This is a genomic window from uncultured Nostoc sp. (assembly GCF_937863485.1).
Taxonomy (GTDB): Bacteria; Cyanobacteriota; Cyanobacteriia; order Cyanobacteriales; family Nostocaceae; genus Nostoc.
The window spans coordinates 1-11,045 of the sequence record NZ_CALMFY010000239.1 but is presented as its reverse complement, the minus strand read 5'-3'; the positions used below and the strand labels follow the sequence as shown (position 1 = coordinate 11,045).

Here is an 11,045-nt window from a genome sequence, read left to right as displayed (position 1 = left end):
ATTAGCGATCGCACCTTTTTTGTCCAACCTCACAAAATCGCGTTGCTCCCTTTCACAAGGTGAATTAGTATTTAAAGCACAAAGAGAGCCATCTTTAGGGTTGGTGTATAAAAGCTCATGCGCTCTTAAATGTTCTCGTCCGTAGCGTCTTTCTGGTGCTACTTGTTTACGCTTAGTCATTACCAAGCGTTGAATTATAGTTTTTTGATTTTCACCCTCTAAACCAGCTTGGACAAATTCGCTACACATTGGCTCACCTGAACCTTCTGTACGAAAGATAGTTTCAGAATGGGTTGTTCTTAAAACAACTAAAGTTATAAAACGTCCTTTGGGGAAATTCTCATAACTTGTTGCTAGTACCGAGGAAAGTTTTGAAATGGACATGATGAAAAACTCCTAATTATTTAAACAGTTGTAGTTGTTTCGACAGAATCATCTTCAGATTGACTTTTAAGTTATTTACGTGCTTCCTCAAGGAAGAATAAATAAGCAGCTTCTAAAGTTTTTTGGTCAGATAAAAACTTTTCAGGACGTGCTGAATAAACCTCCTCATATAGTTTTCGTAATAGCTGGTAATAACGCTTGACCTGTTCATACTTTGTTGCACCTACGCCATGCTCACGGATACGGTCTAAGCGAGTATGATATTGCTGTACTAAAGCAGCAAAAATTACATCTAAACCCAAATAAGGCTTTTGAGAACGAATAGCAGCAATAAAAGCTGTAAACGGTTCTGCTTGAGCAGTTCGTTTAAAAGAACTTCCCCAAATTTTTCCCTCAGCTGCAACTTGAGCAGCTTCTCTAAGATATTTAGTTAAGAGTAAGTTTTCATCCCGCATAAAGCTCTCCAGTAAAGTATTTAACGGCTCACAAATGCGACTCCAAATAACACTTAAGTTTGGTTCGTCTTGTTCTCGCAGAGTCCAACGTAGCAAGACATAATAAAGTTCAATTGGTCTGACACAAGCACGAGCCAAATCATACAAACAATCATCAGCTTTCTGAATACTTGCAACAGATGTTGCTAATTTGCCAATGCAACGTAGTCGCTCAAGAATTTTTTCTGCCTCTTGGCGTTGTTGATATTGTCCATTTTCCAATAAAGTTTGCAATGCAGAAGGAATTCCCTCTATTCGTCCGTAAACATCATTAGATAATTCCACCTCTAGATTGCTACTCAAAGTAAAAGGAAAGCCAATATCTAAAGACAAGGAAATTTCTAAAGCAAGTCTCAGTGATTTTAGTAAGGCTAAAGAATTATTAACATCTCCCCAAACTAGAGGAATAATGACAGATGTGTGAATAAAATCAGGACGCTTTGGCAATGCTAAACCAACTACTTTGTTAGCTTTAAATTCAAGCTGATTATCTCTATACAATTTCAACTCATCAATAGTGACAGTCCCACCTTCAGTATTTGTCTCTGCAAGTTGTTTTAAAAGTCCACGCCAAATTCTCAACAGTTCTGGAGCAGAACCTTTAGATAATGCTAAGTGCAAATAAAGCGGGTCTTGTTTTTTAACAGCAGGAAAGTTCGCCCCCACTGACATTAATTGGTAGGCTAAAGCTGCAATTGAGTCTGCTTGTCTTTTTGGTTCAGCACTGATACCACCCGGTAAGCGGTTAGAAAAAGCTTGTACTTTTGTACCAGGAGGCATATTATCTGAAATTAGCTCATCTATATCAGTGGAAGTAGAACCTAAAGAGCATCTTTGTCTAGGATTTGCTTCTATATAAGCATTTAAATCATTCACTCCATTTAACCGAATAGCAAAAGGTAAATTTACCATTCGGCTAACGGCTGCAATCATTTCTTCAGATACTTCTGTTTCTTCAGAGATTTGTGTACTTTCCTTTCTTAGTTGGAAAGATTCTTGTAGAGCTTCTTTAATACCCTCAATTCCTTTAACAGCAGCCTTAGCAGCAAATAAAGGTCGCCCATATTGACCATTAAACGGCTCAATTGCAGTGCGCTGAGGTTCAGATATACCACTATGATGAGCGATTTTATCCCAAACTTCTTTAGGGCTTAATCCGGCTTCACGGTAACTGAGGTAAGCTGCTTTTAAACCTTCAGATATGGCAAATTCTTCTGCACTGCTTATAGGTAATAATTGAAGTTCAGCCGCTTTGATTAGTGCATCTGCACCAGCCGTTTCGCCCCACTTAATTACATCTTTAGCAATCTTGTCTGATTTATATCCAGCTTTTTTCCTTTCTAAAAGAGCCTCAACATTTACCAAAACTTCCTCAATATTTTGTTGGATGGCTTGATGACTAACTTTAATACCATCTTTAGTAGCTCTTACAAGTCTTTCGATATTATTACCAAAAACTTGGTCAATTTTACTTTGCCAAACAGCAGCTATTTCTTTTGTCAAATCTACATTTGCTAAAGCTTCTCCTTCAAAAAGTTCTCCATCAGGGAAAATTGCTAAAGGATTTAACCCATACTTTTGCAAAACTTCTTCGCAAGCACCCAGCAATAGGGCTGTAATATAGCCTTTGTCTTCAGAAATGCTTATTCTAAAAAGGTTACAGCTTCGCCCAAAAGCAACGGTTAATTCTTTTTCCAGTTTGAGAAAACGTTGTGCATCTGGAATTCCTAAATCAAATAAGTCCGCAGCTGTAAGCATCGCCGCCCAACGTTCAATATTTGGGTCTTCTGGTAAAAATCTTGCTCCATCGCTGACGTTATGACCTGAATGGCGTTCAATTAGCTTTCTGACTAACTCCAAATCATCTTCTGAAACAACAAAGCTAAGTACACAAGCCTTTTCAAGTTGTTCTCGTAAAAATTCCTGATTTCTCGCCAGGGTTTTAACACTGCGTCCTTGGGTATCTAATTTATTCAGGTCATGTACAGCAGTTGCAGCTAGTAGCAAAGGTGTTTTATCTTCTGGTACTTCCGCAATTCGGCTAACTGTCAAAATGAACTGACACGCAGAATCGAGGTGTTCTGCAAGGGTTGTACCCGTTCTCACACCAGTTTGATGATGATGTGCATGATTTTCATAAAGCTGGGGGCGAATTTCACTGAAATAAATCTCCTCCAAGGTTTTGGGAGGGCTATTTAAAAGCCGACTGCGCTTAATCATATTGAGAGATATAAATTGTAAATAGATTTAATACCAAACTCAGCCTCACTAAGTGGTCAACAATTACCATAGTCTGTCTTAATTTCTTGTGCCACTAGTTCGAGTTTTTATTGAATGAATTTTCAAGCTCTATTTTCAGGTGGGCGAATTCTGACTCTATCTAACTCAGCAGTTACAATTGCACCAGAGAATAATTCGTTTCCATAAAGCTGAAGTACCCGCAAACAAACTATTGATTGTTCTTTCGTTGAGAGATTAATTAAGCGCAAGATACCACAGTGAGGATTTCCCCGCAGAATTGCTAACTCTCCAAAATCTTTATCAAGGGTGATTAAAATTCTACTTTCACGATAGGCGGTTGCCAAAATTTCTTCGTCACCTGGATCTTTTGGCCAATCTCCAGACCAAACCACATCATACCCAGCCGTTTGTAAATCGGTACGCACCCTAGCATTAATGCAAGTATTTAGTAGTATTTTCACCTTGGGGACTCTATGAATAAAGGTTCAACTCGTTCATGACCAACTAACCTTCGTGCATAGACTAAACAGGCTTGTACATCTTCCCGTTCTAACCAGGGATAAGCTTCTAGCAAAGTTTCAATAGTATCTCCTACTGCTAACATTCCTAAAATATGTTCAACAGCTAGACGACGACCTCGAATGATAGGTTTACCGCCAAAGATTTGGGGGTTAAATGTGATTCTTTCTAGTAATGTTTGTTCGTTCATGGTTTATACGATGACCTCTAATACAAGGTTTACTCAAACAAATATTGGAGTCAAGGGAAATTCTGGACAGCAAATAATCATCGATCCCCGGATTTCTCACAAAGATTTAAACGAATAGCTTAAAACGCTTATGCAACTTAGACTTGAGATAAAATATCCCGTTGACATAGTGTTGTGATTCGTGCAGTGCCTAAAACACTCAAAATCTAAGCTGGATAGAGGTTTGGCTAATAGCGATCGCACCGCTTGTGAGAAATGCGGGGGTCATGGTCGTTGACCTCACTAGTACAACACGGCGTAAATAAAGCAACTATTTAAAAACCCTAAAAAGCCTATTCCGTAATACTTTTGACTTTTGACTTCCGCCTTGCGGTACTAGCTGCTTTTTCAGGAAATGGAAGTAGTACTAACTACCCCCGATAGGTGAGAAATACTGACTATGCGATCGCTTTTGACTCTACTACTAGCCGCCACTCTCGTTGTTGGCCTTCAAGACGACGATCTTCAAAGATATAACCTCTTTTCTCAGAACATACATGGTTACAGAGAATAGATAGCTAATTTTCTTGACCAGTTCCTCGGTAGAGTACCAGCAACCATCGGACATAAGCCGAAGCATACGATTGTGTTTTTTGGTATTGAAATTATTGATTAACTTGGTATACATATAAAATAACTTTAAATACCATTTGTGTCAATAGTGTAATTACAATTAAGCAATGCCGAGAAAAAAAGAAACGATTACACTGTCAATTCCTCCAGGAACTAAGGAACAGTTAGAAGCGATCGCTCGCCGTCTCAATATCACTTGGGGCAAAGAACCTAGTATATCGGGCTTAATAGTGGCGATCGCCCAACAATCTCTAGAGGTCGGAAAGCCTTTCATACTTGACTCAAACCAAGTTAATGCCTTACAGCAAGCAATAAAAGCCCTGAGTGATGCAGGTCAGATAGGGGAAGCTCAAACTATACTCACACTTTTGTTAGAGCGAGGAAATTTGGATGCAGCAATCCGCCAATCTTTACTCAAGCAAGCAAGTAAACTCGTACAAGCATGGCGAAGTCAAATAGATGAATATAGGGAAAATAAACAGCCTTTTTACCTGCTTTATGAAAATTCTCAAGGGCAAGAACTACAGTATACGGTACGTTATGCAGAAGCACGCTTCTTTGATAAACGCTCTTATCTAATGATTTGGTGTGAAGAAACAGAGGATGTAGAAAATTTGATTCCTGATTTGCCAGAACTTTGGCACAACCGCAATTTAATCTTTGATAAAATCTGCTCAATTGTTCCTGCAAGCGGCGAATGGCGAGAAGGATTAGACTATCTAAAAGTGTACTTACACTTTCGAGGTTGGATGGTAAAGTCTTATCAACGTAGGCAAGATGACTTAGAAGACGAAATGATTGGGGATGTGCGTCAAGTGGTGCGGCAGGTTGTCAACGAGTTTTGGCTGATTCGAGAAGTTGCACGTTACTGGGAAGATTGCGTGATTGTATCACCTGCGAGTCTGCGCGATCGCCTAAAAGAAAAACTCTTTACCTTATGCCAGTTGTATGATGTCAATACTAAGAGTTAAATATTATGAGGAGTGAAATTCATAATAGAGAGTAAATAAAGTTTCAATATTATTATCACCACTCAATACTTCTCGGTTAAGAATTAAGCAGTATTGAGAATAAAAAAAGTGTGTGGTTGACGTTTAGTACCCATTCCTCTGTGGATTGGTTTTCTGGATGGAAACTTTGAACGAGGTTTTTTGACTACTCTAGGATTTGTTCTGCCCTGCCTTGGAGGAATTTTTTGCTCCAAAATTTCAATGATCAGCTTAGAGAAAAAAAGGGTAGTTGCTCACTGTTTGCATCTTGAAAATCAGCAACAGCTCGACGAATAAGTTTCAGAGTACCAGTAAAACCTAAGCGTAGTGGAGATATTCCGGCAGCAGTTGCGGCTTGAAACATTAAAGTACGAACTGCGTAATGACTTAAAAACCAGCCGTATATTTCTTGAACAACTTCGCGGGGTTTAAGAGAGCGAATTGGGGTTTTACGCCCATTAAGATGAGTTTTTAACTCATCAATAGTATTTTCTATTTCCCAACGTTGATGATATTCTATGGCTAACAACAAAGCCGGAAACAAAGCAATATCCATCAAACTGGTAATTAAACGGTAAGTTTGTTGTCCATTCTCTGAGTCGATAGTATACTCTATAACCCGTACTTGAATCCTTGAACCACCTTTATTCTTGGATTTACGGTCTGGAGCAATCCACGATAGATATGAGCCATCGTTTAAAACCTTGTCTACTGGAAATTTGATGTTCTTTGGCACTCGCCCTAAATAGTGGCATCCGCATTTTAAGGTGGCATGAACCATACGGTAAGAATGTAGCCCTCTATCCCACATCAGCAGCATCCCTTGACTACAAGCTCGTAGTAGCTTTAAAGCTCGTGCCCGCTCTCCCATGCGATAAGGACACATCAAGGCATCAACAATTAAATGCGTTCCCGCCTCAATCAGCAATACTAAACGTGCTTTTGGGAATGCTGCCCTAGTCCCCTTTCTACTACCTGGATATCCAAACACTCTGGCATTAGCAGTACTATCTGGGACATCCAACACCATACCGTCTACTGCCATCACTCGTAGTCCGCCTAAAAATGCCCCTGGCGTTTGTGCTGTAGCTAGTGGTTTGACTATCTTGTAAAATAGCCGACTCATTGCCCAACATCCCAATCTCTGTCTTGCTTCACTGATTGAAGAACTAGTTGGTACTTTCCAATACTGCCCTAATCGTGTTCACTCTCTACTTAATCCACTTACCAGATTTTTTAGTACATCCCCCATTGCATCTGATGACCATAGATTCATCGCTATTACTAGACACACTACCAACCCAGATGGCAATTTCCGCGATCGCTCTTCATAACTGTCTGTCTCTGATAGAGTTTGTCTAATCACGGATGGAGAAATCACTGTTTCTATCGCTTTGAATATTAACTCTGCTTCTCGCGTTGGCGTGATTAAGGAGAAATCTTTTAGTTGCAACAGTTTGGACGCTCGCACTTCTTGGAGAACAATTATCACTTTACCCTGCTTTTGCCCTTAACCGAGAAGTATTGTATCACCACTCCTCTGACTTCATAAAAGACTTTCAATCCCTAATAGGGAGTAAGTTAAATTTCAACTTTGCTCGATACATATACGTAAGGCTGGTTCGTCGAGTTTCAATCCCTAATAAGGAGTAAGTTAAATTTCAACCAGTTTAAGCGTTATTCAGCTAATTAACAAATGAGTTTCAATCCCTAATAAGGAGTAAGTTAAATTTCAACGGCAGAAGCCCAAAATACTATGTTTATGCAGTTTTCAAGGTTCCGATGCGCGAATGAGTCAATCATAGCATGGAGAATTTAGATTAAGTCGTAAAGAAATAGCTAAAACCCGGTCTGTGTATGGGGCGCGGCTACTTAAACAACTATTTTTGCTAAAACTCTTGCACTAGGCGGATTTGAAACTTCTTTCTCCGTTTTTGCTTTTGAACACCTACCCATCCGCGCAGGGAGCAAGGAAAATAATTTTGTTATCAGGTGTTTAATAGTGAGCTAATGAACTTTTCATATCATAACGATACAAATAGCTTCTGAACTTATACTATTCTCAAAATCACTTAGTGTACTAGAATATACTAGTAATTGAGAATGATCGCTAAAGAGCCTTGCAAAAATAACTTGAACAATTTTGATGGGGAAGTTAAGCTCACAAGTTTTTCTAGATTAAATTTGTACAACTTATTTTTACATGATGCCTTAACAAGCGTTAACCTTCGATTTCCGACTCAACCAAGCTCAACAATTTCTCTTCCAAAGCTGTCAAATAAGCCCGATTCAGCTTCCCCAATGACTCCAAAAACCTCTGCACCGACTCCTCCAGCCCACTTGAATACACCCGACTGATGCGATCGCAAATCACCCGCATCTGCTCACACTCGGCAGGTAGATAATTGAAGGACTTCATGTGCTGCAAACCAACGCCGTACTCGCCATCCCACATTCTCAAGGTACAACTAAAGTCATTCACTGTGCTGACAATTGCCCAACAGCCACCTTTGCCTCTCAGTTCGGGATTATCCTTAGCAAGAATTTGGCAGACTTCGCCAATTTGGTAGGTGTTGGGTATTCTGGTACGTTCCATAATTTTCTGCACCACATCAGTGACGATCCTGGCACTGGGAACTTTACCGCCAGCCTCCTGTACTGCCCGTTGCCAAACTTTAACCTGCTGCTGGGGTTCTAGGGGTGCGAGAGGGCGCACTTGTCCTTCGTTAGTCGGCAGGATTCGTGAGGGGTTAAGTTGAGTTTTGTCTACTTCCTCGTTTTGGAAACAATTTGTTCCCGTTTCATCCACTTCCCCATTTTGGGAACAATTTGTTCCCGTTTTATCCACTTCCTCGTTTTGGGAACAATTTGTTCCCGCCACTATGTTATCAAATACTACAGAACCAGCTATTAAATAATTGACTCGGCGATGGGTGTATCCAAATCTATCACGACAATACTCCTCAAATGTGCGATGAGTGGATCTGTATAACCTGCGATCACGCAACTGAGCCAATGCCTTGCCTGCCTCAAAAAATGCACGTTCCACCTTGCGTTCTAAATGCAAGCGATCACTAATTTCCTGCTCGGTTAATTCGGGAATTTCAACAGCAGTAACGGTAATTGTTGCTGTAGCTGGGTCTTCTTCTTGAGCAAGATTATCTGGTGATGTGCTATCAGTGGATGAAGAGAAGGTGGATTTTTTGGGCTTTGAGGATGGTTTAGCCATGATTTCACCCTTACTAAGGGTATTTGCTCAGACTGGCTCACAAAATTATGGCTGTAGTCAGGGCTACAAACGCTTAAGAGCGGCTAATTTCAGCTTCTGCCGCCAGAACCTCAACTGAAGGGAGCAACGCGATTTTGTGAGGTGCTGCAACCTGGGACGTATATAGCTTGTTTCGGGATGCGATCGCAACTAAAAAACCAAGTTTTGTTGAGAATATAGAGGTATAATTGAGAACTAAACCCCGATCTCACTTTTTCGCGTTGCTCCCTCAACTGAACCCCTAAGCGATCGCTTCTGTAGAGTCACTGAAAATAGCGCGGAAGTTAATGGCTTGAGGTCAAGCATCCTTTAACTCTCCATTATTCCTGGCACGCTCTAACTCTTCTTCGCAAAGGACTTCTATTAAATTTGACAGAGAACGCTTCCTAATCTTAGCTAGCCGTTCTAAGTCAGACTTTAATGCTTCGTCCAAATAAAGCGATATTCGCTTTTTGGCTGTAACCACCGACAACACCATAGCACTACTCCAAAACTATACTTCCTCTATTGTAGCACGAGGGTAGCACTACTTTAATGTAAAAAGATGTTGTAATAGCATTAAAGTAGTGCTACCATGTGAATAAAGAAAGCGCTACCGACGGTCAATCTGAAGCGCTTTCTGTCCCGTTAGGAACTGATTTATTATGACTTATATCATCTACAGCCATCAACAGCTGCAACTGAAATCCATTGCCCGACTCAAGCAAATCTACAGCGAAATCACCTGTACAGTCGAAGTAAGCGACAAACGCTGTAAGGATGCCTGGATTTCTGCCATTGTTAACTATCAGGCAAGCAAGATTCAGGAAGTCACCCTCGTTGCCCCCGACGAACAAAGCAAAGCCCAAGCCGAACTCGACAGCTACATCGCTGACCAAGCCCAAGCCGTAGCTCCCGAACTCCTCACAATAGTCGAAATCTCGTTTGACCATCACGAATATTACGCTGGTAATCAACTCATAGCCAGCATTAGCCATGACGACAACCACTTAACCCAACACTGGGTAGTCATGGTCAACGGTAAAGAAATATTTCGTGCCAACACTCTAATGCGTTGCGATCGCTTCATCTGCACTCACTACAAAGACGGCACACTGCTAGTAGAAGCTCTTGTGCAAGGGAGCAGGGGTGCTGAGGGGAAAAACCTACAACAGCTTTCTCCTCTGCCCCTTTGCTCAAGAACCCCCATGCTTTCCTCTTCTACTGAAAACCAAATCATGGCGCATATCTTCAACGAGTGCCAGAATTATGGGTTTGAAATTCTCGATGATGGCATTTACAACAACAACGGCGTGAAACTGGGGCAAGTCGGATGCACTAACGGGAACTGGTGGGTAATCCTGGGTTATTCAGGTCAGCAGCAGTATTCTAACTCTGTGTTTGATGCTGTGCGCTCATTGTCGATGGTGGATGTGTCTACTGATAGTAAATCCATTTTTGATGAATATTTTTTAGAGCAACCGTTAGAGCAGCTAACTGGCGATAAATTGCAACGGCTGCTGGAGAGAGCGGAGCTAGTAACGGCGTAGTCTTGGGCTTCGCTTGGGAAAAGGTTAAAGGGGAAGGGGGAAAGGTAAATTTCTTCATTCCCTTCCCCTTTGCCCTTTCCCCCTTTCCCTAATTATTTATTCACCAATCCCCATTAAATCAATGCAACCCACAATCTCAATCCCCCAACACTGGGCATACCCTCGCTTTGCTTTGGATCAGCGTACACAAGACGGCATCATTCTGGGATTTTATTACTACCCAAGCGGTACTGAATTAGCTGAACAATTCGGTGGTGGTTGGCGTTATGCCCTGATGCCTAATAAAAACTCTGATGAATTGTTTCACTTTCAGGAAAATCAAATTAAACCGCTTTCCCCACAGGAATTATTCTCAGAAATCACAGCAGAAATTGAGCTTTACCAACAGCAAATAGCAATTCTGCAACAACAGTTGTTAGCCATCACTGGAGGTAGCACCAATGGCTAATTCTACAGACAACTTTGAGCGCAGAGCCAAACATTTGCTGCGTTCAATTCAGCTTTGTGGTGGTTGTGTTCCTCTGCACTCTCTCCAATGCCAAGTTTCAAATTCAGTCATTCAAACTCTGCTAGATAAAGAACTAGTGCAAGTACAGAACACGGGACGCGGCTTTTTGTTGGAGATTGCCGAGGATTTTTAGGTTGTTGACCTTATTGAAATTAAAATCAACGAGGAGAAAGCATGATTGACTACGTTAATACCCTGAAAAATAGTTGGTATATTTCCCCACCTTGGGGCAAAACAATTCCAACGGTTGAGGTCAATTTACAGCGTATTGCAGGTTTATGAGGTACAGTAACAACAGTTTGTAAACCAGT

The 11,045-nt window shown here is 41.0% G+C and carries 11 protein-coding genes and 1 pseudogene; 5 read left to right on the top strand and 7 right to left on the bottom strand.

The annotated features are described in order from the left end of the window. From cas7d to Q0541_RS32425, 4 genes are all read right to left on the bottom strand, one after another. Positions 1 to 384 (bottom strand): type I-D CRISPR-associated protein Cas7/Csc2 (gene cas7d / locus Q0541_RS32440; protein WP_298920825.1); only part of this gene is annotated, 384 nt, incomplete at its 3' end. A 71-nt stretch (positions 385 to 455) separates the two neighbouring features. Beyond that, a complete protein-coding gene (locus Q0541_RS32435) occupies positions 456 to 3,098 on the bottom strand; it encodes a CRISPR-associated protein Csc3 (RefSeq protein WP_298920823.1) in 2,643 nt (880 codons plus the stop codon). Positions 3,099 to 3,220: 122 nt separating this feature from the next. Next, entirely contained in the window at positions 3,221 to 3,580 is a 360-nt protein-coding gene (locus Q0541_RS32430; protein WP_298920821.1) for a DUF5615 family PIN-like protein, read from the bottom strand. Continuing rightward, positions 3,577 to 3,828 (bottom strand): DUF433 domain-containing protein, encoded by a 252-nt coding sequence (locus tag Q0541_RS32425; RefSeq protein WP_194144152.1) that lies wholly within the window; start codon positions 3,826 to 3,828, stop codon positions 3,577 to 3,579. The genes Q0541_RS32430 and Q0541_RS32425 overlap by 4 nt, the downstream gene beginning before the upstream one ends. A 719-nt stretch (positions 3,829 to 4,547) precedes the next feature. On the opposite strand from Q0541_RS32425, the gene Q0541_RS32420 reads away from it, so the two are divergent. After that, positions 4,548 to 5,411 (top strand): transcriptional regulator, encoded by an 864-nt coding sequence (locus tag Q0541_RS32420; protein WP_298920819.1) that lies wholly within the window; start codon positions 4,548 to 4,550, stop codon positions 5,409 to 5,411. Between the two features lie 244 nt (positions 5,412 to 5,655). Here Q0541_RS32420 and Q0541_RS32415 read toward each other — a convergent pair. The 3 genes and pseudogenes from Q0541_RS32415 to Q0541_RS32405 all read right to left on the bottom strand — a co-directional run bounded on the left by Q0541_RS32415 (position 5,656) and on the right by Q0541_RS32405 (position 9,175). Beyond that, positions 5,656 to 6,792 (bottom strand): annotated as a pseudogene (locus Q0541_RS32415) (IS4 family transposase). An 858-nt stretch (positions 6,793 to 7,650) separates the two neighbouring features. Then, the gene (locus Q0541_RS32410; protein WP_298920817.1) at positions 7,651 to 8,658 is read right to left on the bottom strand and encodes a hypothetical protein; all 1,008 of its coding nucleotides are present in this window, start codon (positions 8,656 to 8,658) and stop codon (positions 7,651 to 7,653) included. A gap of 337 nt (positions 8,659 to 8,995) precedes the next feature. Next, positions 8,996 to 9,175, bottom strand: a complete 180-nt coding sequence (locus Q0541_RS32405; protein ID WP_100903382.1) for a hypothetical protein — start codon at positions 9,173 to 9,175, stop codon at positions 8,996 to 8,998. 166 nt (positions 9,176 to 9,341) lie between these two features. Here Q0541_RS32405 and Q0541_RS32400 point away from each other — a divergent pair, with 166 nt between their 5' ends. The 4 genes from Q0541_RS32400 to Q0541_RS32385 all read left to right on the top strand — a co-directional run bounded on the left by Q0541_RS32400 (position 9,342) and on the right by Q0541_RS32385 (position 11,016). Continuing rightward, on the top strand, positions 9,342 to 10,226 hold the full coding sequence (locus Q0541_RS32400) for a hypothetical protein (RefSeq protein ID WP_298920811.1): 885 nt from the start codon (positions 9,342 to 9,344) through the stop codon (positions 10,224 to 10,226). Positions 10,227 to 10,347: 121 nt separating this feature from the next. Continuing rightward, positions 10,348 to 10,674: a hypothetical protein gene (locus Q0541_RS32395; protein ID WP_298920809.1), complete on the top strand. Its 327-nt coding sequence runs from the start codon at positions 10,348 to 10,350 to the stop codon at positions 10,672 to 10,674. Beyond that, positions 10,667 to 10,867, top strand: a complete 201-nt coding sequence (locus Q0541_RS32390) for a hypothetical protein (protein ID WP_298920807.1) — start codon at positions 10,667 to 10,669, stop codon at positions 10,865 to 10,867. The genes Q0541_RS32395 and Q0541_RS32390 overlap by 8 nt, the downstream gene beginning before the upstream one ends. A 41-nt stretch (positions 10,868 to 10,908) precedes the next feature. Beyond that, positions 10,909 to 11,016, top strand: coding sequence for a DUF1392 family protein (locus tag Q0541_RS32385; protein WP_298920804.1), 108 nt, complete (start codon positions 10,909 to 10,911; stop codon positions 11,014 to 11,016). Positions 11,017 to 11,045 lie beyond the last annotated feature (29 nt).

Coding starts and splice junctions, on each gene's coding strand:
- Q0541_RS32435 (WP_298920823.1), bottom strand. CDS start 3,098: ATGATTAAGCGCAGTCGGCTTTTAAATAGCCCTCCCAAAACCTTGGAG.
- Q0541_RS32425 (WP_194144152.1), bottom strand. CDS start 3,828: ATGAACGAACAAACATTACTAGAAAGAATCACATTTAACCCCCAAATC.
- Q0541_RS32420 (WP_298920819.1), top strand. CDS start 4,548: ATGCCGAGAAAAAAAGAAACGATTACACTGTCAATTCCTCCAGGAACT.
- Q0541_RS32410 (WP_298920817.1), bottom strand. CDS start 8,658: ATGGCTAAACCATCCTCAAAGCCCAAAAAATCCACCTTCTCTTCATCC.
- Q0541_RS32405 (WP_100903382.1), bottom strand. CDS start 9,175: ATGGTGTTGTCGGTGGTTACAGCCAAAAAGCGAATATCGCTTTATTTG.
- Q0541_RS32400 (WP_298920811.1), top strand. CDS start 9,342: ATGACTTATATCATCTACAGCCATCAACAGCTGCAACTGAAATCCATT.
- Q0541_RS32395 (WP_298920809.1), top strand. CDS start 10,348: ATGCAACCCACAATCTCAATCCCCCAACACTGGGCATACCCTCGCTTT.
- Q0541_RS32390 (WP_298920807.1), top strand. CDS start 10,667: ATGGCTAATTCTACAGACAACTTTGAGCGCAGAGCCAAACATTTGCTG.
- Q0541_RS32385 (WP_298920804.1), top strand. CDS start 10,909: ATGATTGACTACGTTAATACCCTGAAAAATAGTTGGTATATTTCCCCA.